Origin of the sequence: Flavobacterium wongokense (assembly GCF_021608265.1) — a bacterium.
In the GTDB taxonomy this organism is placed as follows: domain Bacteria; phylum Bacteroidota; class Bacteroidia; order Flavobacteriales; family Flavobacteriaceae; genus Flavobacterium; species Flavobacterium wongokense.
This window is the reverse complement of sequence record NZ_JAKIHP010000005.1, coordinates 129695-153821: the sequence shown is the minus strand read 5'-3', so window position 1 is coordinate 153821 and position 24127 is coordinate 129695. Positions and strand designations below refer to the sequence as shown.

At 40.0% G+C, this 24127-nt stretch carries 16 protein-coding genes; 7 read left to right on the top strand and 9 right to left on the bottom strand.

All coding sequences use genetic code 11. The features are described 5' to 3' along the window. Positions 1 to 519 precede the first annotated feature (519 nt). Entirely contained in the window at positions 520 to 2214 is a 1695-nt protein-coding gene (locus tag L1S31_RS12830) for an IPT/TIG domain-containing protein (RefSeq protein ID WP_236465135.1), read from the top strand. Beyond that, positions 2201 to 3538, top strand: coding sequence for a hypothetical protein (locus tag L1S31_RS12825; RefSeq protein WP_236465134.1), 1338 nt, complete (start codon positions 2201 to 2203; stop codon positions 3536 to 3538). The genes L1S31_RS12830 and L1S31_RS12825 overlap by 14 nt, the downstream gene beginning before the upstream one ends. Before the next feature lie 9 nt (positions 3539 to 3547). On the opposite strand, the gene L1S31_RS12820 is transcribed toward L1S31_RS12825, so the two are convergent. Next, a complete protein-coding gene (locus L1S31_RS12820) occupies positions 3548 to 5395 on the bottom strand; it encodes a M1 family metallopeptidase (protein ID WP_236465133.1) in 1848 nt (615 codons plus the stop codon). Between the two features lie 97 nt (positions 5396 to 5492). Here L1S31_RS12820 and L1S31_RS12815 point away from each other — a divergent pair, with 97 nt between their 5' ends. Continuing rightward, positions 5493 to 8414: an FIDD domain-containing protein gene (locus L1S31_RS12815; RefSeq protein ID WP_236465132.1), complete on the top strand. Its 2922-nt coding sequence runs from the start codon at positions 5493 to 5495 to the stop codon at positions 8412 to 8414. 54 nt (positions 8415 to 8468) lie between these two features. Here L1S31_RS12815 and L1S31_RS12810 read toward each other — a convergent pair whose 3' ends face one another. The 5 genes from L1S31_RS12810 to porU form a co-directional block, all read right to left on the bottom strand. Next, a complete protein-coding gene (locus L1S31_RS12810; protein ID WP_236465131.1) occupies positions 8469 to 10121 on the bottom strand; it encodes a dihydrolipoyl dehydrogenase family protein in 1653 nt (550 codons plus the stop codon). Positions 10122 to 10123: 2 nt separating this feature from the next. Beyond that, complete coding sequence (pdhA, locus tag L1S31_RS12805; protein WP_236465130.1) at positions 10124 to 11125, bottom strand: pyruvate dehydrogenase (acetyl-transferring) E1 component subunit alpha; 1002 nt, start codon at positions 11123 to 11125, stop codon at positions 10124 to 10126. A 139-nt stretch (positions 11126 to 11264) separates the two neighbouring features. Next, on the bottom strand, positions 11265 to 11747 hold the full coding sequence (gene cdd, locus L1S31_RS12800) for a cytidine deaminase (RefSeq protein WP_236465129.1): 483 nt from the start codon (positions 11745 to 11747) through the stop codon (positions 11265 to 11267). A gap of 72 nt (positions 11748 to 11819) precedes the next feature. Continuing rightward, positions 11820 to 13016, bottom strand: a complete 1197-nt coding sequence (porV, locus tag L1S31_RS12795; RefSeq protein ID WP_236465139.1) for a type IX secretion system outer membrane channel protein PorV — start codon at positions 13014 to 13016, stop codon at positions 11820 to 11822. A 37-nt stretch (positions 13017 to 13053) separates the two neighbouring features. Next, entirely contained in the window at positions 13054 to 16956 is a 3903-nt protein-coding gene (gene porU / locus L1S31_RS12790) for a type IX secretion system sortase PorU (RefSeq protein WP_236465128.1), read from the bottom strand. Positions 16957 to 17164: 208 nt separating this feature from the next. Between porU and gldJ the strand changes: the two genes are divergently transcribed. From gldJ to L1S31_RS12770, 4 genes are all read left to right on the top strand, one after another. After that, positions 17165 to 18892, top strand: a complete 1728-nt coding sequence (gene gldJ, locus L1S31_RS12785; RefSeq protein ID WP_236465138.1) for a gliding motility lipoprotein GldJ — start codon at positions 17165 to 17167, stop codon at positions 18890 to 18892. Positions 18893 to 18964: 72 nt separating this feature from the next. Then, positions 18965 to 20248: a UDP-N-acetylmuramoyl-tripeptide--D-alanyl-D-alanine ligase gene (locus L1S31_RS12780; protein ID WP_236465127.1), complete on the top strand. Its 1284-nt coding sequence runs from the start codon at positions 18965 to 18967 to the stop codon at positions 20246 to 20248. Positions 20249 to 20334: 86 nt separating this feature from the next. Next, positions 20335 to 20610 (top strand): hypothetical protein, encoded by a 276-nt coding sequence (locus L1S31_RS12775; protein WP_236465126.1) that lies wholly within the window; start codon positions 20335 to 20337, stop codon positions 20608 to 20610. A gap of 11 nt (positions 20611 to 20621) precedes the next feature. Beyond that, positions 20622 to 21848, top strand: coding sequence for a PQQ-dependent sugar dehydrogenase (locus tag L1S31_RS12770; RefSeq protein WP_236465125.1), 1227 nt, complete (start codon positions 20622 to 20624; stop codon positions 21846 to 21848). Positions 21849 to 21921: 73 nt separating this feature from the next. Here the strand turns inward: L1S31_RS12770 and L1S31_RS12765 are convergent, their stop codons facing one another. From L1S31_RS12765 to L1S31_RS12755, 3 genes are all read right to left on the bottom strand, one after another. After that, positions 21922 to 22416, bottom strand: a complete 495-nt coding sequence (locus L1S31_RS12765; protein WP_236465124.1) for an acyl-CoA thioesterase — start codon at positions 22414 to 22416, stop codon at positions 21922 to 21924. A gap of 2 nt (positions 22417 to 22418) precedes the next feature. After that, positions 22419 to 23309 carry an NHL repeat-containing protein gene (locus L1S31_RS12760; RefSeq protein WP_236465123.1) on the bottom strand — a complete coding sequence of 297 codons (891 nt, stop codon included), beginning with the start codon at positions 23307 to 23309 and terminating at the stop codon, positions 22419 to 22421. A 66-nt stretch (positions 23310 to 23375) separates the two neighbouring features. Continuing rightward, the gene (locus L1S31_RS12755; RefSeq protein ID WP_236465122.1) at positions 23376 to 23966 is read right to left on the bottom strand and encodes a TetR/AcrR family transcriptional regulator; all 591 of its coding nucleotides are present in this window, start codon (positions 23964 to 23966) and stop codon (positions 23376 to 23378) included. Positions 23967 to 24127 lie beyond the last annotated feature (161 nt).

Sequence of the window (24127 nt, the reverse complement as noted above, 5' to 3'; positions counted from 1 at the left end):
TTATAGTCAGGACTCATTTTTTTTATAGGTGCGGCGCAGTCGCGAGACTCGGGCCGCCGCCTTTTTTTTAGAAAGCCGATTCGAAAGAATCGGCTTTTTTGTTTTATAGGATTTTGATAAATCAAAACTACCTCAAGCCCACAGGGCTTGCTCCTCTTAATCTCAAATCAGATTCCTATGCCGGCTTTCGTCCTTATACCGACTTGAACATTTTATTGATAAGGCTTCAATATTTTGTCGGAGCAGCCTCAACATTTTGTCGACGCAGCCTCGATATTTTGTTGACGTGGCTTGAACATTTTGTCGACGCAGCCTCGATATTTTGCGGTGCGGTGCATATAAATGTAATGAAATTGAAACCGCGCGAGGGATGGGAGAGGTTACCGTGTAACCCGTACAGCCCGACCCGAAGGGACGCGCCATAACACTTTGGATATTTTTCGAATAACAGATACCGTATTTAAGTTCATTTTGGGAAAAGTTAAAAACATTGTTATATTTACTTTATAAATAGATATTATGAAGCAATTTTTACGAATCATTCGTCTGGTTTTTCTTTTTGGAATCCTCATGCTACAATCCTGTTCAACGGATGATGGGATGGCGACCACAGTGGTTACTTATCCGGAAACGGGTTTGCTTGGGAAAGAAGTAACTATTGAATTGAACTACGTGCATTTTGGTGATTTACAGGTGTTTTTCGACCTCGAGGAGGCGCAGGTAACCTATGTTTCCCATACAGAAATCAAGGCAGTTATCCCAAGGACAATTACTAACCACACACCGAGGTTGAAAATAATTGATTTGGTTACCAACGAAACCATACTTGACGAAACGATTTCATTAAAAACACCTGTCATTAATGGATACAGTCAAAACCAGGTGAGCTATAATACTGTTTTTAGTATTTATGGGGAGAATTTTGATGAACTTTCCAATGATGTAAAGGTGTATGCCAATAATCAACCTGCCCAAATTATCAGTACCAACTATAATGAAATCCAGGTGATGCTGCCTACCAATATTACGAGTTCCAATATACAGATTAAGGTGAATGCCCAACGCCAGGATGTGGTGTCAACGATTGGCTTGCAATTGAGGAACCCTGTGATTTCGGCTGTGGCATCACCGACAGCCTGGATAAGAGGCCAATTGGTCGTTACCGGAGATAATTTTAATCCCAATTATGAATATGGCGAAGTTTGGGTGAATGGTGTACAGTGTTATTTTTCAGCATCAACAAACCAACTAAGCATTGACATGCCACCTGGCCCTTTTAGTGATTTCCAGGTTACCAATATTACTTATAAGACGGCAGGATTAACGGCAAATTTCAATACCAATGTCCCGATAGGCAATGATGCGATAATGGTGGACCATAGTGCAGCAGCTTTCAATAAAATCTTTGTGCACAATAACAAAGCCTATGCTTTGACGACTTTTAGCTCATCGCCTTTTGGAGGAAATGCAGATTATGTACTGATGGAATTTTCACCAGTTACTGAGAAATGGACACAGTTGTCCTCATTTAGTTATAACGGAAGGATAGATGATGCGGTTTACGACGGCAGCAACAGTCTGTATATTTATAAGGCTTCTTCAACAGGAACATTTGCCCTGACGAAACTCGATATGAATTCGTTTGCACAATCATCGATTACTTTACCCGATAATAAGATAAGATGGCCTATATTGTTTGCATATGACAGCCATTTGTACCTGCTTAGCGGATTGGATGACCATAATGGGACTGTAGTAACTTCGCGAACCGAAAAATATAGTTATTCAGAAGCTACCAACAGCTGGACTTTACTTTCGTCTTCTGCTTTTCCCGGTATGCCATTGGTTGACCCGCAAGGTTCTGGTTCCTGCCAGTATTTGCACCATGGCAATAACATTTACCTGAGTTACGGCATCAATTTCAAAACCTATAAAATCACTCCTTCACTTGGGGTTACGGAATACAATTACAGCCTTATGTGTGGTTACCAAAATGCAGTAATTGGTAGGTATGGTAATCTGACAAGCCCCTATTTGTATAACATTGCCACCAATGCCTCTATGAATCCGCAACAGGATCTGATTGGATGGTCGGGTTCATTTTTCACTATCAATAATCAGGTGTATTACATCAAAAACAGTTGGACAGAGTATTACCAAAATACCTATTACACTCAAAAATTAAGATCATCAATATTAAATGGATTACTTTAAAAAAACATACCTGCTATTGGTACTATTCCTGATTAGCCTTGTTGGATGCAGCTCTGATGAAGGTTCGTCAAATTTGTCTTTGGTAGTTACCGATTTTCAGCCTTCCTACAATCAGGTTGCGCTAAAATGGAAGCTGGAGCGTCCCGGCGGCATCACCATAGAGTCGTTGCATGTTTATCGAACTGCTACAAATGATTCGGGAGGATTTTTAAATTGGGAACTGATAGCCAACCTGCCTTCGAATGAGACTACTTTTACGGACATGGATGTGCCTTATAACCTCCAGGTGACTTATTATGTAAGGATTTATTATACCCGAAACAATGATCTTCAACACGAAATGCTGAGCATGGATGCAGAGCCACAAGTATTTTTGAGAGATTTTCCAACCTTTGAACAGGTTCCGTTTCAGGTGAAGCAGGATCCCTTAGATCCAAATTTTTTCCACATCCTTGACAAGAACGGTACGGGTTACCTGAAAAAATACAGTGCTTCACAAAAAGCAATTACTGCAAGCACTACGTTTACCAATGGATGGAGAATGAATAACAGGTTCCATATTCTTAACAATGAAATTTACCTTGCCGATACTGCAGGTAAAATTTCAAGGTTGAGTGCCAATGATTATCACACTATCGCAACTTATAACACGGTGATAAGCGACAATCTTAATGCTTTTGCAGTCGATGGAGACAGGATTTACTATCAGGATGAGAACATTTGGAATTACTACACCATTTCAACCGGGGTTTCCACCAATGGGCACATTGTAACACAGATGGATTATGCAGAAACTATGGACAGCAACAGATTTTTGTTCCTTTTTGCGCAACAAGGTTCTTATGGGTTTAATATTAATGGCTTTTCACCGGCAAATTGCAACTCCTCAGATTGTTTTCCTGATTATACGATAGGTCCTACAAACCCGGGTGCAATACCGGTTTACAAAATGGACCCAAATATTTTCGCATGGAATCCAACCAAACAAAAATTCATTACCTCTTATGAAGGCTGGGTGATGGATATGGCTACATTGCAGCCGGAATTTAAATTAAATTCGATTACCGGAAAGCAATATTTCCAGTTTGCGTATGACAGCGCAGGGAATATTTATGCCTCGGTTCAGGGTGAGAAAAAGATACACAAATTCAACAGCAGTTACCAGCTTATTGAAACCATAACAACCAAATTATATCCATTGTTCCTTATGATTACCAATGATAACCTGCAGGTGATCGGTGCTTATGGCGATGTGGATTATTGGGGTTTTTGGTATGGAAATGAATTTGATTTTAATGTCAAATGTGCTGTTGAGGCTTTTTAATTCCCATCACTATTTCAATAACCCATCAATTGCTTCTACCGTTGTAGCATGGTAACCTGGTTTTGCCTTTGCGTAAATTTGTTTTGCCCAGATTTTACCTTCAGGGGTTTTTATCATTTCCTTGTATAATGGCGTAAGCGAATAGGTTCGGCTGTAGGAGTTTAAAAACTGCTCGATTGCCGGATAAGCCGCTTTGTATTGATGCTGGATTGCAATAATGAACCACTGGCGACGCACTACAAAATTCCCTCCGTTGGTAAAGTTGAATTCCTTGTCAATTGCGGTCATTTCCTCAACAGTTAAATCCTTTGGAAGGTAATCAATGAAGTGCTGTTTTTCGTTGGTCGATTTTATCTTTTGGCTTAAGCCTTTTACTCCGCTCTTCCTCCAGGTTTTCTGAATGGCATCGATTGCATTAAAATCTTCTGAAACGGGATTGATTACATTGGATGGAACTCCAGGTTTGTAAATCCAGTCGTCCAATTTTATTTTAGCTGCGAGTGCCTTATCTCCTTTGATTAAATTCTTATTGAAATAGTCTACAAAATCTTCAGTAGTTATCGATTGGAAAGCATGTGCATTGAAATAATCAGTGATGAATTTGTCAAATCGTTCACGACCAACAGCAGCTTCGATGGTTTGCAGGAAGGCATATCCTTTTTCGTATGGAATGTCACTCATGGCTTCATCTGGATTTTTGCCGGTTGAGTTTACCTTTAATCGCGTGTCAGGGCTGTCATTCCCCATTTCCGCCAGGTTGTTTTCGAGTACCTTGCGGCTTAAAACCGTCTGCATCTGAGCCTCATTTACGCCAAATACGGCTTCTCCAATCCGGTGTTCGACATAAGTTGTGAAACCTTCATTGAGCCAGACATCATCCCAGGTTGCATTGGTAACCAGATTTCCACTCCAACTGTGCCCTAACTCGTGCGCCAGTAGATTGGTCAACGAACGGTCACCCGCTAAAACTGTTGGTGTAAGAAAGGTTAGATTTGGGTTTTCCATTCCTCCAAAAGGGAAACTTGGCGGCAGTACAATTACGTCGTAACGTCCCCAACGGTAAGGCCCAAATAGTTTTTCGGCAGCAACTACCATTTTTCCCAATTCGGCAAATTCCCATTTGGCCTTATCAATAACCGAATGCTCGGCATAAACTCCCGTTCGGTTGTCAATGGATTTGAACTCGACATCACCCACGGCAATTGCCATAAGGTAGGAAGGAATTGCTTTGTCCTGTTTGAAGGTATAAACACCAGTGTTGTTTTTTTGTTGCGGATTTACAGCACTCATTAAAGCCATCAAGTCTTTTGGAACCGTGACTTTGGCGTTATAAGTAAAGCGAACGCTAGGCGAATCCTGGCACGGAATCCAGGTACGTGACCAGATGCTTTCGCCCTGCGAAAACACAAAAGGATATTTTTTGTCGGCAGTCTGTTCAGGTTTTAACCATTGTAGTGCTACCGCGTCTTTTGTAGTGTTATAATAAATATTGACTTTGGTTGTATTAGGTACGATTGTAATATGAAGCGGTTTTCCATGGAATTCGATTTCGTTTCCAAGTTCGAATTTGGTTTCCTTTTCGTCATCGCCTAAAGTAACTTTTGTAATGTTCAAGGTATTTTCATCAAAGATGATTTCGTTTCCTTTAGAAGTGTTTTCGATGGTCCATGATGCTTTTCCTGAAATGGTCTGGGTATCAAAATCGACCTTGATATCCAGGTCCAGGTGTTTGGCAATGGCTTGATTTGGGTTGGAGAATGAATGTTCGTCTTTTGTGATTTGGTGTTGTGGTGTGGCCTCTTTTTTTTGACAGCTTATTAATAAGAAAATGACAACAACGGCAAAGATATTTTTCATGTTAAGGCAATGTTTTTTCAAATGTAAATTTAAATCAATTATTTGTCTTGAAAGTATTATCTAAAATGTTTTTGTAGCTTTGGGAAAAATCTTAACCATGAAAGCAAAGCTACTCTTCGTATTCGCCTTTTTAGCATTCCAAATTTCATCTGCCAAAATCATTGTAGATCCGGTTGCGCCAACTATTCAACCCTTGCAGTATTGTGATCCCAATAATGATGGATTTGGTGAATTTGATCTAACATCGGCAACTTCACTAATCCTTGCTGCCCAATCGGGAAATGCTTCGCTTTATGTAGTTAGTTATCATGAAACACAAGCTGATGCAGATACCGGAACAAGTCCGTTGTCAAGTCCTTATACCAATATAAATCCATGGAGCCAGATTGTTTATTACAGGATTAGGAATACAAATACTAATGCGGTTGCAACGGGACAATTAAAATTAAATGTCAATCCCAAACCGGAAGCCACAACTCCTGTAGATTATCATTTATGTGATGTTAACGGTCCAACAACCGCAGAGCTTTTTGATTTGACTACTGTCATTCCGCAAGTATTAGGAGCTATCAATCCTTCAACTGCTACCGTAAGTTTCCATCATTCCCAATTGGATGCACAGGACGATTTTAGCCCGCTTCCAACGCTTTATTGGAATGTTACGCCATGGAATGAGGTGCTTTATGTAAGGGTGGAAATTAATGCAACAGGTTGTTATGATGTTGTTCCGATGCATCTGGTTGTTGATCCATTGCCACAGGCTTTGCAGCCCAATTATCCTCCCTATTCGCTATGCGATTTCAGCGCGCCAACAGGTATGGAAAGTTTTGATTTGACCTCGCAGATCAATTCGATTTTAATGGGTCAAACCGGGATGAGTGTGACTTTTTACCCAAGTTTGGCTGCTGCCCAAAATGGAACAAATCCAATTACCAATCCTTCAAGTTATACGAATACAATAATATATGTCCAGACTCTGGGAATCCGTATAACCAATAATGTTACAGGATGTTACACCGTGTCAACTATGGACATCAGGGTCGAACCATTACCCCAATTGATAGCGCCCTCAGCTCCTTATGCAATTTGTGATTCAAATCAGGATGGAATTGGTCAGTTTGATTTGACCTCATTGATTCCCGATTTAACCCAAGGAGGCAATTATACCGTGACTTTCCACGAAACACTAATGGACGCTGAAGTTAATGGAACAACAATACCATCACCATCGAATTATTTGAACATTTATCCATTTGTCCAGACTATTTATGTAAGAGCAGAAGACAATATTACCCATTGCGTTTCAATATTGCCTATTCAAATCCAGGTAAATCCGTCTCCAATTGCAGCTATGGTAGCTCCAATTTCTGTTTGTGATAATGATGCCAATCCACAAAACGGTGCGACTTTGTTTGATTTAACAGTTATGACTCCAGATATCCTGGCACAGCAACCGTCACCAGCTTCAAATTATATGGTGAGCTATTATACAAATCAAGCTTCAGCTCTTACAGGAACTCCAGTCATTGCTCCGGCAACAGCTTATGTTGGGCATAATGGAGATACGATTTGGTTTAGGGTAGAATTGAATACAACGCACTGTTTTGCTATCGGAAGCTTTAGTTTGGCTGTAACCAGTCCACCATTGCTAACGACACCAACACCTTTACAGGTTTGTGACAGTGATGCCAATCCGAATGATCACTTTGCACACTTTGATCTTACAGTCAAAAACACAGAGATAACACAAGGCCATCCGGATTATACTGTGGTTTATTACCCAAGCCTTATCAATGCACAAACGGGAACCAATGCCATTGCTGACCCGACAAGCTATGTGAATTCGGTTGCTACGGTACAAACATTGGGAGTTGTGGTTTACGGAGCTGCGCCAATGGGTTGTCAAAGCATCACTACCTTAGACATAAGAGTGATGCCGATACCAACACCAAATACAAATCCGCCTGCATTGGTGCCAAAATGTGATGTAAACAATCCTGGTGATTTGATGGAGGTTTTTGATTTGACATTAAATGTGGCTTACATTGCTAATGGAGACCCGACCCTGACATTCCACTTTTTTGAAAGTATAGTGGAAGCAGAAAATAATGTAAATGAAATATTGACTCCAACTGCAGCGGTAGTCGGAGGAAATGTTTGGATTAGGGTCGACAATATTCCTATTGACTTTCAGGGTAATCATTGTTATGTTTTGGTAGAGCAGCCATTAAGGGTTAATCCGTTGCCAAATCCTATAATTACTTCTGACGATAGCTCAAATACTGTTTATGTTGATGCTGGCAATAGTGCAGTAGTAAGGCCTCTTTTGTTGGATTCTTCGGTAACAGGCAATTACTCTTACGAATGGTATGAAGGCGCAAATGTAGTTGGGACAGGTGCTACTTATTTAGTGGATACTGCGTCGCCTGGCAATGCAAGTAGGTTCTATACGGTCTATGTAGAAAATAACGTTACCGGATGTTACAATACGTCATCTCTTTTTACAGTACTTCAATCGAATGGTGTGCCAGCTCCTATTGGAATGACCAATCAATCCTTAACTGCAGGCTCTACTTTGGCCAATATTATCGTTACCGGAAGCAATATTCAGTGGTATGCTTCTGCATCCAATAAAACGAATTTGACCACCAACGCGGTTCCATTACCATTAAATACGGTTTTAGTAGAAGGTGCAACTTATTATGCAACACAAACTGTTGGTGGTATTGAAAGTGCTTCAAGGCTGCCGGTGACGGTTCACCTGACCTTAGGAACAGGCGATAATGAAATTCTTCCAATCCGATTTGCGCCAAATCCAGTAAAGGATATTTTGACATTGCAATCAACCGTGGTTATAAAATCAGTCAGCGTTTATACAATTTTAGGGCAAAAAGTATTTGAACAGGATTATGATGATACTAATATAAACGTAGACCTATCCAGACTGGCAACAGGAAATTATATCCTAAAGGCACAAGGCGAAATAGGACAAAAAACGATAAGGATCATTAAAGAATAAAAAACAAAAAACCCATTCTAATCAGAATGGGTTTTTTATAATATTTCGATTGGCTTATGCAAGCATCGTAACCGGATTTTCCAAATATTGCCTCAATGTCTGAAGGAATTGAGCTCCTGTAGCACCATCAACCGTACGGTGATCACAAGCTAAGGTAAGCATCATGGTATTTCCAACAACAATCTGACCGTTTCTGACAACCGGTTTTTCCTCAATGGCACCAACCGATAAAATCGCCGAGTTTGGCTGGTTGATGATAGAAGTGAATGACTGGATGCCAAACATTCCTAAGTTGGAAACCGTGAATGTGCTTCCTTCCATCTCTGATGGCTGTAATTTTTTGGATTTTGCTTTTCCGGCTAAATCCTTAACGTTTCCACCAATTTGGGTTAATGTCATTTGATCTGTGAAAGGCAATACAGGTACAACCAATCCGTCTTCAACGGCAACGGCAACTCCAATGTTTACATGGTGATTGATGATGATTGCATCAGCCTGCCATTGCGTGTTTACTTTTGGATGTCTTTTTAATGCCATGGCACAAGCCTTTATTACCATATCGTTGAAAGATACTTTGGTGTCTGGGATGTTATTGATGGCTGCACGTGATTTCATAGCTTCGTCCATAGCAACTTCTATGGTCAAATAGAAATGTGGCGCTGTAAAAATTGATTCTGAAAGTCGAATGGCAATAGTTTTACGCATTTGTGAATTCTTCACAATCTCGGTGTCTTTTTCTCCTGCAGGAACAAATGGTCTCACAGCTGGAGCCTGAGCTTGTGGTTCGCTGCTTGCTGGCTGTGTTTGTGAAGCCTGAGCTGGAGCACCTGGAGTAAAGTTTTCGACATCACTTTTGGTAATGCGTCCGTTTTCTCCCGAGCCTTTTATTTGGGATAAGTTGATTCCTTTATCTTTTGCAATCTGTTTAGCCAATGGGGAAGCAAAGATTCTTCCGCCATCAGTAGTTGTTTGAACAGTTTCGGCAGCTGGCGTAACTGTAGTCGCCTGTTCAGCTGTAGCCGGAGCCGCTGGTGCCGAACCTCCTTTTTTATAGTTTTCGGCTATGCCTGAAACGTCAGTTCCAGCCGGGCCAATGATTGCTAAAACACTGTCAACAGGCGCTGATTGTCCTTCCTGAATCCCGATTGACAATAAAGTACCAGCGTTGAAAGATTCAAACTCCATTGTCGCTTTGTCGGTTTCGATTTCGGCAAGGATATCACCTTCCTTTACTTCATCACCTACTTTTTTCAACCAGGTTGCTACCGTTCCTTCGGTCATGGTATCACTCAAACGAGGCATAGTTACTACAACAACGCCTTTTGGTAAAGAAGTTGCCGATTGCTGGTTGCTGGTTGCTGGTTGTGATTCTGATTTAACTTCAGCTTTTGCTTCAGCCGGAGCTTCAGCTTTTGCTTCATTGGTTGCAGGGGCATTTCCGCCAGAAATCATTCCTGAAATATCTTCGCCTTCCTTTCCGATAATTGCCAAAAGTGAATCTACGGCTGCAGTTTCACCTTCTTTAATTCCGATATATAATAAAGTACCCGCGTTGAAGGATTCAAATTCCATCGTCGCTTTATCGGTTTCGATTTCGGCAAGGATATCACCTTCCTTTACAGTGTCACCTACTTTTTTCAACCAAGTGGCAACGGTTCCTTCGGTCATCGTATCGCTCAAACGCGGCATTGTGATTTTTGTTGCCATAATTATAGTCTGTGAGGGATGAAAGGATAGTTTTCTTGTTCGTAAACCACATCATACAATTGTTGTGCTTCAGGGAAATCAGATTCTTCGGCAAATGTTGCGCATTCTTCCACTAGATCCTTTACACGCTCATCGATAGCTTCAATAGCTTCTTTGGTAGCGTAACTTTTCTCCATGATAATATCCAGCACTTGTGTGATAGGGTCGATTTTTTTGTATTCTTCTACCTCTTCTTTCGAACGGTATAATTGTGCATCCGACATTGAGTGTCCTCTGTATCGGTATGTTTTCATTTCAAGGAAAGTTGGTCCGTCTCCGCGACGTGCCCTTTCCATAGCTTCATGCATGGCTTCGGCAACTTTTACGGGATTCATTCCATCTACAGGTCCGCATGGCATTTCATAGCCCAAACCAAGTTTCCAGATGTCTGTGTGATTTGCAGTCCTTTCAACAGAAGTTCCCATCGCATATCCATTGTTTTCACAAATGAAGACTACAGGCAGTTTCCAAAGCATTGCCATGTTGAAAGCTTCATGCAACGAACCCTGACGTGCTGCTCCATCACCAAAATAGGTAAGGGTTACACCGCCAGTATTGAAATATTTATCGGCGAAAGCCATACCGGCACCAACAGGAATCTGAGCTCCAACGATACCATGACCACCATAAAATCCGTGTTCTTTTGAGAAGATGTGCATCGAACCACCCATTCCTTTGGATGTTCCGGTTACTTTTCCAAGCAACTCAGCCATTACTTTCTTTGGGTCAACACCCATTCCGATTGGCTGTACGTGATTACGGTAAGCTGTAATCATTTTGTCTTTTCCGCCTAAGTTCATAACGTGCAAAGCACCTGCCAGAACGGCTTCCTGACCATTATATAAGTGAAGAAATCCTCTTACCTTTTGTTGAATATAAAGTGCTGCAAGTTTGTCTTCAAACTTTCTCCAAAACAGCATGTCTTCATACCATTTTAAATAAACCTCTTTTGTTACCTCTCTCATTTTTTACTTTTTACTAAAGTGTTATTAAGTTGTAAAATATATTTCAACGCAAAATAGTTCACTCACTCACAAATTTGCGAAAGGCAAAAGTAAAACATTCCGACTAAGAAGTAAAATTTAAAGGGGTAATTTTTTGCTCTTACAGGAAGTTTTTATCGAAGGTTAAAGGCAATAAATTTTTAATCGAATCCGATTTGTAAACTTCACCACTTTCACCCATGAAATAGATTTCTATTGGGGTGTTTTGCTTGAATTCGTATTCAGATATCGATTGCCTGCAGGCACCGCAGGGCGGAGTAGGAGACAAAGTAGGATTGGTGTCTGATGTTGCAGAAATTGCCATTTTCACAATTTTGGCATCGGGATAAATGGAGTTGGAATGAAAGATTGCGGTCCTTTCGGCGCAAAGCCCGGAAGGATAGGCGGCATTTTCCTGATTGGAACCCAATGTTATTTTTCCGTTATCTAAAAGAAGAGCAGCTCCAACCCGGAATTTTGAATAGGGAGCATAAGCATTTTTTCTGACTTCAATGGCTTTGTGCATTAAATCCTGAACGTCCTGTGGAAGTTCTTCAACAGATTCATAAGCCGTGAATGAGGTATTGATTTCTATTTTTTTCATTTAAATATCGAGGAAAAAAAATCCAAATCTCATTGTTGAAATTTGGATGTTATTTTTATCATTTACTATCTACTAATATTCTTCGTATTTATCACCAAAGTTAAACGATAATGAGAAACGAAGTGTGTTTTCCAATGGGTTTTTCACTTTTGAGGCAGAGAACAGATACGATACATCTACTTTAACAATGTTGTATTTAAATCCGGCTCCAAGGGAATAGAATTTTCGGGCTCCTTTTTCAGGGCTTTCATGGAAATATCCCAAACGCATTGCAAACGAATCCTGGTATAAATATTCTGCACCTACAGAATAGGTAAACTCTTTAAGTTCTTCGCTGAAACCTCCGGGAGCATCATTGAATGATTTGAAAATTCCCGAAACCCAGTTGATTTTGTTGTAATCAGCATTGTTCTGGTCTCTTAACGCGATTTCCTCATCGGTTGAAATAAATCCGTCACCATCTAAGTCGGCACTCTGCGGTGTTGGCACCAAAAGTTTGGCAAACTCCAGGTTAACCGATACCCTGTTGTAATCGTCAAGGATGAAGTCATAACCACCACCAAGCCTCATGTTGGCAGGAAGGAAGTTAGCACTGTCATCATCGGAAGCACCAGCATCATAGTTGATTTTTGGACCTAAATTCTGGAAGTTGAATCCAAGACGCAAACGACCGTTGAAATCACTGAAAGCAGCTTCTTCACCTTGATAGAATCCTGCAATATCGACTGCAAAAGAGCTCGCTGGTTTTGAATCTCCTGAAGTTCCGGTTGGAATCCTTAAGGCAGAACGAATGTATCTTCCGGCAACAGCCATAGAGAAACGCTCACTTAGCTGCAAGGCATATGAACCGTCTAATGCCAATTCATTTGGTTTCACAATCTGTGCCTCGTCTTCGGCATTTTGCCTTAACTCGATTTCACCCAAACCAAAGTAACGCAAACTTACTGCAAAAGCACTTCTTCCTTCAGCACCAAACCTATTATAATATGTAGCCTGGCCTAAGGAAATGTCGTTAACCAAATCTGTTAAATAAGGAGTATAACTAGCGGTGAATCCCTGTTTGTCCAATGCAAATGCATATTTTGCCGGATTCCACTGTTGAGAAAAAGCGTCAGTTGTGGTCGCAACTCCCTGATCGGCCATACCAGCTGCGCGGGCATCGGCTGCAATCAAAAGGAAAGGGACACCAGTCGTAATTACACGGCTGTCCTTTATTTGTGCGCTTATAAATTGTGTGGTTAGTATAAATAAGAGGGCAATTTTTTTCATCTTCATTTTAATAAAAGTTAACAAATATAGTATTTTCCTAAAGGATTACAAGTTTTTCTATTTTTTCTGCCTTTTTATTCGATAAAGTGGACTTTACCGTCAGTTTGTAGACATAAACACCTTTTCCAATCCGGTCACCAAAGTCGTCTTTTCCATCCCAGGTTATTTCCCTTGAAAGGAAACCATCTGTAGTTACCGTCTGGTTTTTGGTCCAAACGATTTTACCGGTTATCGTCATTACCTGTACCTGTACCTCCAAAGGTTCAAAAGGGCGGTTGTGTGAAAACCAAAATTCGGTATAACTCACAAACGGATTTGGATAATTCAAAACATGGCTTAGCGTAACGCTTTCGTCGCCTACCACAACAAATTGTATTTCGGCAGTTATCGAATTATTGTAAACGTCATAAGCCCTGAACGTAATGGTATGCAGGCCAACAGCTAAGTTTCGGAACGGAAAATAAACCCGTCCTGTTTGATAACCAGTTGTATCTGCTTCATAATAATCGTTCATGATATAAGGCTTGCTTTCGTCTCCGTCAAGAATCCCGATGATGTCATGACCAATTCCGCTTGCGGTGTTAATTCCGTGTTCGTCCTGAAGAACGGCCAGGAAAAATGGAGATTCATTGGTAATGCCACCATTCACAAAAGTTTCGTCGTTCATGTATAATTTTACGGTTGGGCCTGTAGTGTCTTCTATAGCGCTGGTATTGATTCCTCCAACCTTAATGTCGGTATTGACTCCCGTCTTGTCCAAAAGAATCTGGTTCCTTTTGGTATAAAAACTGATTCGGCCATTGTCAACCGGAATCCTGATGTCTCTTGGAACATAAAAGCTAAATTCAAAATTACCATTGGTAACGGGAGTATTTCCTCTAAAAATGGTTTCGCCCAATGTAGTAAAAGGCATTTTTGGTGCCGTTTGGAAACTGGCATTGATTACCGCATCAACATTATCATTACGCATGGTTTCAGTAAGGATGTTTTTGTCAAAAATATTTGCCGATAATTCTCCGTTATAACTGGATAACATATTGTTGTTTTCGTCGTGTACTTCACCAGTCAGTGTGATATAATCTAAAGATTGGAAGTCATCGATAGGACCTGTAATTGGTGCTCCGTTGACCTTGGTTAATACAACCTGTGGTTTAGGAATGGCTAACATGATTGCAGGATCACCCAAGTAAAAAACCACGTTTGTAGCCGTTCCCGGATTGTAATTCTTTGCCTCGCGCAATGCTTCCGCAATAGAGGTGTAGGTGTTGCTTCCGTATGAAAATAAATATTCTGCAAGTTTGTCGTTAAAATCCTGAGCCGGACCTTGACCGATGGAACGCACTGTGGTAATCATCGAAATTGCTCCGCCTCTTGGGTTCCAATAAGTGTATTCGCCAGCAGTTGGACGATACGGATTGTCGAATCTTGAAAAGTCACAGGTGATGGTAATGAATAAAGGATATTTAAATCGGTTGTTCAGGTTTTGCCCGTCTGCTTTTTCCCAGATACGTTCCTCAGATAATCCGTCTTCACCGCCATGGCCTAGATAATTAAAGACCAATGCACCCTTTTCGAAAGCTGAAAAAATATCTTCCCTTGCTTTTGGATAACGTTTTCCTCCAGCCGAACTTTGCTGCTGATAGGAATCCATAAGGACTTTCGTTGCATTGATAAAAGGTTTTTCCTGAACAATCCTGTCCGCCAGCCTGTTTTGATAAAACTGCAGCTGATTATCGGCAAGGTGTGTCGGGTCGCTCGAAGGGTCATCGGCAATGGCAACATAATTATTCCTCCAGCTGCCATACGATTTTATATCGTGGTATTCCAACACTTTGTTTACCATTTCATCAGCCTGTGCTGTGGTGCTCACAATCATCCTTCCAACGGCAATATCAATTCCGCCAATGTCATAGGAGAAATTGGTAGGGCCGGCTATCGGCGAATTGCCATAATCCAAACGTCCTTCGTCGTCATCCATCATACCGAAATAGTCGTCTGAGGCAAAAGAGCCTTCACCTTCAGTATAACTATTTAAAGCCTGGTAAATCGGAACAATGTTGGTGTTGTTGGAAACCCTATCCTTGAAATCATAGGAAGCGTCTCCAAACATATTCAGGTATTTAACCCTTTTGTCTAATGCTGATGCATTGTTGTAAACATATTTCACAAAATTCCTGATGGCGCCAATATCTTGTTTACCCGATGAAAATTCGGGATAAATGGTTTCAAGGTTAACGACTTTTACATTCAGGTTGGAATAACTCCTGTGGAAAGCAGCCAATTTTTCGGCTTGTGCGTTTAGGAATTTTGGCGTGATGATTAAATAGTCAATATCCCTGAAAGCACCCTGCGCATCATTGAAAATGGTTCCTTTTAAATTTTGATTGTCAACTTTTGTTTTGGATTCCTTTGACGGAGTATAAAAATCGGAATTGTCGAGGGCAACATATTTTCGGACGCTTCCCATCATTGCCTTAAAAGAAAATGTAGCCTGATTGTTCTCCACCTTGCTCACATTAAAGATATCGGTAACATCCCAAACCTGTGAAATTGAAGAAGCATTCGAAAGCTGGTATTCCCCAACATTCATTAGCGAAGAAGCCTGGTCAAACTGAAAAGGGAATTGCTTGCCATAACCCTGAAGGTTTCTTTTGGCCTTGAGCCTTATATAATTTAAATAGCCTTTCGAATTGGGAACGCCCCCATTGTCATAACTAATCTTAATGGTAACGTTAGCAGAGCTTGAGGTCGCAGGAGCAACTAATGTCCGTTCCAAAACCGAAACATCGGAGTTTGGTGGCGATGTAGCCGTAATGGTTCCAAGAGGCTGTCCATTAAACTGGATGGTGAATATATTTGTCGCTGAAGTTACGGCGGCAACATGTGTTTCGGTTATTATAGGTGCAGTAGTTACAAGGTTGGGGAAATCAAAATCAAATTCCTGATCGGTATCAACGCTAAAACTTTCGCCAAACCAAATCCTACCCAATTTTTCAATATTGACTTCATCAATTTCATGGAATTTATAATCGTCAAATGTTGTTATGTTGGTTGTTGGACTGTCCGTCGGCTGAATCATATCGGGAATCCTTTTGCCATTCTCGCCCTGGGCATTTACATAATAGTAAGACCGGTTGGCATATACATTTAAGTTGCTTTTGTAGTCGTTGTTCCATTGATCCATTCCTTCGGCATAAAAAAGAATGTAATCCTGGCTGTCAAATACACCATCGCTTTCGCCCACGAACTGGATTGCATTTTCGGTCAAATCCATAGGATAATCATCCGAATTCAAAAGCGGAAGCATGCGTCCGCCATTGCCATAAATCTTTATTTTTCTCGGGTCGACATTCGTGTCTAATCCCAAACCGCTTAGAAAGCTTTTGGTCACCTTAAAGACACCTGATTTTTCGACATAAAAACGATACCAGTTTCCTGAGCTTAAGACAGAATTTTCTATAGCATTGACCGTATTGGTCAAAGGCTGGGTTTTGTTAGCGTTTTGCGCGAACGAGTAGCTGAATGAAACCAATTTTTTAAATGAATTTCCTTCCTTAATAATAGGAGAGACCGTGATTTTCCCAAAATGGGAATCACGAGCGGTGTAATTTCTAAAGGAATATTTTAAGGCAACAGGAATTTTTTTTGCATCAATATCGCCAAGCTGGCTATTCGGGATTGTTTCAAAAACTGGGTTCGTTATTTGAAGTGAAGCCTCATTGAGCCTGCTGTTGAGCTTAATGGCAAGCGAATAATTCAATGTCCTGGAATAGGCATCAAATTGATAATTTTCAAAATTAAACTGAGGAACTATATAAGAGTAATTACCGTAGGAAAAGTTTTTTTTATCGGTCCACTTCAATGAAACAGTTCCCTGCTCTTGTGAAATGGCAAAGAAGGCATTCGTTATAAGGATGCAAAAAGTAATAATCTTTTTCATAGTATTAGTGTAAACGTAATATTGTCCAAAATAGTATAAATAACTAAAAAAAAATATTTTTTTAGACAAAATACAATAAAACTAGTATTTTTGCGTTATGTATAAAATGCGCCTACAAAGGGCGAATTTAGTATTAATTTAAAAAAGTTGTTGCAATGTAACGGTAAATAGTTATATTGCGCCTCGAAATTTATACCTACTTATGAATATGAAAGTAAACAAAATTATTGCTGTTAGATTATTACTATCCCTGGTAATAATGGTTGGATTTGCTAGCTGTAGCAAAAAAGACTCCAATAAAGGCGGTTCTAGAGCTACTGGATGGAAAATCAACGACAAAAAAGGTGGTTTCCAATATGCTTCTAAATTCAAGAAACAGGCAACCGGACCAGGTTTGGTTATGGTTGAAGGTGGAACATTTACCATGGGTAAGGTTCAGGATGATGTGATGCACGATTGGAATAATACTCCAAATCAACAACACGTTATGTCTTTCTATATGGATGAAACGGAAGTAACCAATATGATGTACATGGAGTACTTAAACTGGTTAAAAACGGTTTTCCCACCAGACCAGGAAAATTATAAAAACATCTACGAAGGTGCTTCTCCTGATACATTAGTATGGAGAAACAGATTGGGTTATAATGAAACAATGACCAATAACTACTTAAGACATCCGGCTTATGCTGAATATCCTGTAGTTGGTGTTAACTGGATTCAGGCTACCGAATTTGCAAAATGGAGAACAGACCGTGTGAATGAGAAAATCCTTGAAGAACAAAAATATTTGAAAAAGGATTCTAAAGTTACGGATATGACTGCTGATAAAGTTTTCAGTACTGAGGCATATCTTGCTTCGCCTTCTACTGCTAAAGGTGGAGACGAAAAATTGGTTTTGAAAAAAGGCAAAGGAAGAGGAACTGCTCCAAAAGCAAGTAAAGATGCTGCTGCAGGTGCTAACAATACCGCTGGTAACAGCGCTAAGAATGTTTACGCTCAAAGAACTTCCGGTTTGATTTTACCTGAGTACAGACTTCCAACTGAAGCGGAGTGGGAATATGCTGCTGCTGCTGACGTAGGTCAAAGAGAGTATAACGCTTACAAAGGACAAAAGAAATATCCTTGGTCTGGAGCTTACACCCGTTCAGGGAAAAGACAGGTTAGAGGTGACCAATTGGCTAACTTCAAACAAGGAAAAGGAGATTACGGCGGATTGGCAGGTTGGTCTGATGACGGTGCTGATATTACCAACAAAGTTAAATCATATCCTCCAAACGATTTCGGATTGTATGACATGGCAGGAAACGTTGCAGAATGGGTTGCCGATGTTTACAGACCAATCGTAGACGATGAAGCAAATGACTTCAACTACTACAGAGGTAACGTTTATATGAAAGATAAAATTGGTGAAGACGGTAAAGTAGAATTGGTTACTCCTGAAACACAACAGTTTGATACTTTGGCTAACGGTAAAATCGTTTCAAGAAACTTCCCAGGCCAGATTGCTCAGGTTCCGGTTGATGATAAGGAAACTTATTTGAGACAGAACTTTGACAAATCGGATAACAGAAACTACAGAGATGGTGACAAACAGTCAACAAGATATTTCAAATTCGGAGCTTCTGAAGATGGTGACGAAAAAGGAAAACTAAGAGACGACCAAAGAATGTACGATTCTCCTAAACACAATGTTTCTACAGACAGTTTAGGTAACATGGTTAAAAGATATGACAAGTCTAACAAAAGAACAACTTTGGTAAATGATGACGTAAGGGTTTACAAAGGAGGTTCATGGAGAGACAGAGCATATTGGTTAGACCCAGCTCAAAGAAGATACTTCCCACAGGATATCGCTACTGACTTCATCGGATTCAGATGCGCAATGTCTAGAGTTGGTCCAAAAGCTGACAAAAAGAAAAGAGCAAGAAACTAATTTTTAGTTTTATGATAAATAACAAAAAAGCCCTAATTTTAAGGGCTTTTTTTATTGTAATTATTTTTTCCAATGACCATTCAAAACATCCACGATTTATTTATAAAGAGTAACAAGGTTTCCATCGATACGCGGAAAATCGAACCCAATTCTTTTTTTGTAGCTATTAAAGGCGAGCGGTTTGATGCCAACACTTTTGCCAAAGAAGCTTTGGAAAAAGGCGCAAGGCATGTCATCATTGACAATCCTTCCTATTTTATTGATGAGCGGACTATTTTGGTCAATGACAGTTTGGAAACGCTACAGGAACTTGCCAAATTCCACAGGCAGTATCTGAAGCTTCCGATTATTGCCTTAACGGGAAGCAACGGAAAAACGACTACAAAGGAATTAATCAATGCGGTGTTGTCGAAAACATACAATACCAAAGCAACCATTGGTAACCTGAACAATCATATTGGTGTTCCGCTGACCTTATTGTCATTTACTACAGAAACCCAAATCGGAATTGTGGAAATGGGTGCCAATCACCAAAAGGAAATCGAATTCCTTTGCGAAATCGCGCAGCCTGATTATGGTTATATTACCAATTTTGGGAAAGCACATCTTGAAGGATTTGGCGGAGTAGAAGGTGTGATTAAAGGAAAAAGCGAAATGTATGCTTATCTGAAGGCGAATCATAAAACGGTTTTCATTAATCATGACGATAAAATCCAAAACGAGAAAACCACTGACATCAGAAGGATCACTTTCAGCCAAAAAGACCAAAGTACCAATGTCTTTATAGATGAGGTTACTGCAAATCCTTTTGTTAAAATCAAAACACTTGGCATTGAAATCAATTCGCATTTGATTGGTTTGTACAACGCCAATAATATCAATGCAGCAATTACCATCGGGCATAATCTGGAAGTTCCAGTAAACGATATAAAAGATGCTATTGAAAGTTATATTCCTGAGAATAATCGTTCCCAGCTTTTGACCAAAGGTTCCAACGAAATCATATTGGACGCTTATAATGCCAATCCAAGCAGCATGATGGTCGCGTTGGAGAATTTTATCCAGTTAGATAAAAGCAATGAATGTGTCATCATTGGCGATATGTATGAACTTGGAGAAGAAAGCCTTGACGAACACAAAGGCATAGTTGATTTTTTAGATAAAAACGCCAGTTTTGACTGCCATTTTGTTGGGAAGGATTTTTATGCCAATGCAATTCAAAAACCCAATTTCCATTTTTATAAAACCTTTGAGGACTTTACCCAATACCTGTCCGGCGTAAAAATGGAAAATAAAACACTGCTGATAAAAGGCTCGCGTGGAATGGCGCTTGAACGAACCTTAGAATATCTGTAGCTTTAAATTCTACAATAATTTACAGAAAATCTATAACTTCGTTGAAGGCATCAGAACCTAATTTTGCATAAACTAAAATAAGCGTTATGAAAAAGTTAGTAATACCGTTTGTGTTTTTTGCTTTCAGCCTTGGGGCAACGGCACAACGAAACAATGACGACCAGTTACAGCAACAGGCACCAAGGGAAATTCAGGTTGAGGTAGAAAGAGCCGCTGCACGTGATGCAAAAAAACAGCAAACAGATGTCAAACAAAAAGAAGCTGAGCAAAAGGAAGAACAAATAAGGAGGAAAGAGGCAGAGCTTAGGCAAGCTGAAATCAAAAAGGATATGGAAGCTAAGGAAAAGGCGAAAACAAAATAAAGGTAACAGCTATGAGATTAGTTACTTCCGTCTTAAGTATTTCTGTATCGATTCTGTTGGCAACATGTAACAAGAAACAGGAACGACAGCAGGTTGTACAGACTCCTGAAGGTTCGCCTGTTGAAAGAAAAGCACCGAATACTAAATACAAACCTGCATTTGAGGGACAATCCCGTATTCCGGGCATCAAAACAAAAACACCAATTGTAACCGAGGTTTTGAATACTTCGTTAAAAAAGCCTTGGGCAGTAACGCCACTTCCGGATGGTCGTTTGCTAATTACACAAAAAGGCGGAACACTCTTGATTGCTGATATTTCAGGAAAGCTTACGGAAGAAATCACAGGTATTCCCGAAGTAAATGATAAAGGACAGGGCGGACTTTTGGATATCGCTATTGACCCTGATTTTTTGCAAAACAGGATAATCTATTGGACGTTTTCTGAAAAATCCGATAAAGGAAATTTAACAGCAGTAGCAAAAGGACGTTTGGCAAATAACGAAAAGAAAGTAGAGAATGCTACCGTGATCTATCGTGCAACACCAGCCTATGATGGTGTTTTGCATTATGGCTCCAGGATTCTTTTTGATAAAACGGGTAATCTCATCTTTAGCACTGGCGAACGCTCGGATCTTGAAACACGGCCTCAGGCACAACTCCTCAATTCCTCTCTTGGAAAAACGATACGCATAACTGTTGATGGAAAACCCGCTCCTGGCAATCCATTTGAAGGGAATGCCAAAGCCCGTCCCGAATTGTATTCTTACGGGCATCGCAATGTACAGGGCTTGGCGTTGCATCCGGTTACAGGAGATTTGTGGGAATGTGAATTTGGCCCTCGTGGTGGTGATGAAGTAAACCGCATTGTTCCCGGAAAAAATTATGGATGGCCCACAATTACTTACGGAATAGAATACGATGGCAACACTATTGGAGAAGGTAAAACCCAAATGGAAGGAATGGAGCAGCCTGTTTATTATTGGGATCCTGTAGTTTCCCCAAGTGGAATGACGTTTTATAGCGGAAATGCAATTCCGGAATGGGAAAATAATCTTTTCATTGGTGGATTGAGCAGTCAGCACATTGTTCGTTTGGTCATTCAGGATAATAAAGTTATTGGCGAAGAAAGGCTGCTTGAAAGTGAAGGAGAACGATTCAGGGATGTTGCCCAGGGAAAAGATGGTGCTTTGTATGCCATTACCGATAGTGGCAAGCTCTACCGAATTGCAAAAAAATAAAAACAAAACCCTTCTTATGATTAAGAAGGGTTTTTTAGTAAAAGCTAAACCAAACTTTTACTCCAAACAAGAGTTAAACCGTCTCTTTTTCCTTTTTCATATAGCGCAGTTCCTTAATCCTGTCCTGAAGGTTTTTGGTGTTTCCTGCACTTGTGTTTTCGATGCTTTTTGCCCATTCCATAAATTCAGCCGTATGGATTTCCTTTTTTCCTGTCTTAGGATTTATCGGAGTGAACTTGGTACGCATCACAGCTTTTAAATGGGTTTTCGTTTCATCAGCCATGATGAGTTCAACATAAAGTCCATCGGCTTCAGCTAATAACAGACTCGATTCAATGTTGACCATTTCATCATAAACAGCCGAGCGTAGATATGCTATTTCATGGCTCGTAACAACCCACGAAATCCCTTTCTGGTAATAATCCGTCAACTTTAAATTGTAGTAATCCTTCAAATGATCTTCACGGGCATTCATAAAATAATCAATGTATCGCGCATTATTCAGATGGCCAAATAAATCGCAGTCACTAAAACGGACTTTGTAAACGGAGTTCGGCTTCTTTTCCATGATTATAATTTTAAGGTTAAACTGCTGTCCAGTTTGATAAAATGGATTTCACCACTCATCATTGCCGGAAGGATCAACTCATCGTTATAGATTGCGAAATCTGCCGGTCCTGAAATGGGTTCAATTTCTTTGACCTTGATGCATTTTCCGGTGTAAAGGCTTATTGCCATTAGTACTCCCTTCTTTTCAAAAGCAACCCAATTACTTACATATAAAACGTCCCTGTTAATGTAAATCCCATCAAAATAACCTTCGAGCGAAGTTACCTTGGTGAATTTATTATCCTTCAGATTGATGTAACCAATGATACCGTTTGGTTTGTCATCGCTTCCAAATCCGTTGACGTATAAACGATTGGCGTTCCTGGTGCAATACAGGCCATTGATGCCCGAAATGGTGATATCCGTTTTGATTTCTGTGTAATTTTTATCCATCAGATTAACCTTGAACAACTTGCTTTTATCTGTCGCTGAAACATACAAGGTGTTGTTGTCCCAAACTGCAATGTCATTCAGGAACGAAGAGTCTTTGCTAAAGTCAATTTCGTATAATTTGGTCCCCAAATTCAAATCGACAGCCACAAGGCGGTCGATATCGTTTAAAAAAAGGATTCCTTTGTTGATGGCCAATCCTTTTGGAGCGTTTAATTTTTCCTTTACAAATGAAGCTTCCAGGATATTCCCTTTTTTGTCAAGCTTGACGATTTGTCCGTCTCCGTCTTTTGCAGCCGGATTGAGTTCGTTTCCGATATCAGCAGCATAAATGTATTTTCCATCAGTTGCAACACTTTCCACATGGTGAAAACCGGTAATGGTTTTTGTGATTTGGGCTGAGGTATTAAAGATATTCAGCATCAATACAGTAAAAGGCAATAGGATGATTTTCGATTTCATTTTTTCTTTTTTAAAAGGTTAGATTTTATAAAAAATACCAATCGGTATATTAATATTCAAAAAAAATTATTTTTTAAGGTCTTTGATCATTTTCTCCAGATAATCCATAGTGGTATTAAGCGGCGCAATTTTACCGGTTACTTTTACCTGAATTACACTACCTTGAATTAAGGAAATCAAAACCGAAACAAATTCATTTACATCAACATCTTCCTTGATTTCTCCATTTTCAATCCCAATCAGAACCCTATTTTCAAGTCTTTCCCTCCAAAACTGCAGTGCTTTTGCCACTTTGTCCTTTAGTAAAGGATGGGTGTCGTCCGATTCTGCTGCGGTGTTGTTTATTGGACAACCCGTTTGTAAAATAGGAAGTTTCAAAAAATTGCGGTAGGTTTCGGGATAAACCAGTAATTTGTCAATTGAAGTGGTATGCTCGTCCATTTTACTTTTGATAAAAGTAATGACGCGTTCAAAGTTGTAGTCAAATGCCGCCAAAGCGACTTCATCCTTGTTTTCAAAATTGCCATAAATGCTTCCTTTGGTCAGTCCCGTCGCTTCGGTCAAATCATTTATAGAAGTACCGGCATATCCTTTAGCATTGAATACCGGAGCGGTTTTTTCAATGATGAATTGCCTGGTTCTTTCTGCTTTTGACATGTAGATTTTTCTTTTAACCACACAAATATAAATAAAAAATATACCGATTGGTATTTTTGTTGTAAATAATTTTTGAAGCGGCACTCTCTGCATTCTTTCACTTATGCTCCCGCTATCCGCACTACGCGGTAGTTGCTGCTATCGGGGCTATAAAGATGCTT

Coding starts and splice junctions, on each gene's coding strand:
- L1S31_RS12830 (WP_236465135.1), top strand. CDS start 520: ATGAAGCAATTTTTACGAATCATTCGTCTGGTTTTTCTTTTTGGAATC.
- L1S31_RS12825 (WP_236465134.1), top strand. CDS start 2,201: ATGGATTACTTTAAAAAAACATACCTGCTATTGGTACTATTCCTGATT.
- L1S31_RS12820 (WP_236465133.1), bottom strand. CDS start 5,395: ATGAAAAATATCTTTGCCGTTGTTGTCATTTTCTTATTAATAAGCTGT.
- L1S31_RS12815 (WP_236465132.1), top strand. CDS start 5,493: ATGAAAGCAAAGCTACTCTTCGTATTCGCCTTTTTAGCATTCCAAATT.
- L1S31_RS12810 (WP_236465131.1), bottom strand. CDS start 10,121: ATGGCAACAAAAATCACAATGCCGCGTTTGAGCGATACGATGACCGAA.
- pdhA (WP_236465130.1), bottom strand. CDS start 11,125: ATGAGAGAGGTAACAAAAGAGGTTTATTTAAAATGGTATGAAGACATG.
- cdd (WP_236465129.1), bottom strand. CDS start 11,747: ATGAAAAAAATAGAAATCAATACCTCATTCACGGCTTATGAATCTGTT.
- porV (WP_236465139.1), bottom strand. CDS start 13,016: ATGAAAAAAATTGCCCTCTTATTTATACTAACCACACAATTTATAAGC.
- porU (WP_236465128.1), bottom strand. CDS start 16,956: ATGAAAAAGATTATTACTTTTTGCATCCTTATAACGAATGCCTTCTTT.
- gldJ (WP_236465138.1), top strand. CDS start 17,165: ATGAAAGTAAACAAAATTATTGCTGTTAGATTATTACTATCCCTGGTA.
- L1S31_RS12780 (WP_236465127.1), top strand. CDS start 18,965: ATGACCATTCAAAACATCCACGATTTATTTATAAAGAGTAACAAGGTT.
- L1S31_RS12775 (WP_236465126.1), top strand. CDS start 20,335: ATGAAAAAGTTAGTAATACCGTTTGTGTTTTTTGCTTTCAGCCTTGGG.
- L1S31_RS12770 (WP_236465125.1), top strand. CDS start 20,622: ATGAGATTAGTTACTTCCGTCTTAAGTATTTCTGTATCGATTCTGTTG.
- L1S31_RS12765 (WP_236465124.1), bottom strand. CDS start 22,416: ATGGAAAAGAAGCCGAACTCCGTTTACAAAGTCCGTTTTAGTGACTGC.
- L1S31_RS12760 (WP_236465123.1), bottom strand. CDS start 23,309: ATGAAATCGAAAATCATCCTATTGCCTTTTACTGTATTGATGCTGAAT.
- L1S31_RS12755 (WP_236465122.1), bottom strand. CDS start 23,966: ATGTCAAAAGCAGAAAGAACCAGGCAATTCATCATTGAAAAAACCGCT.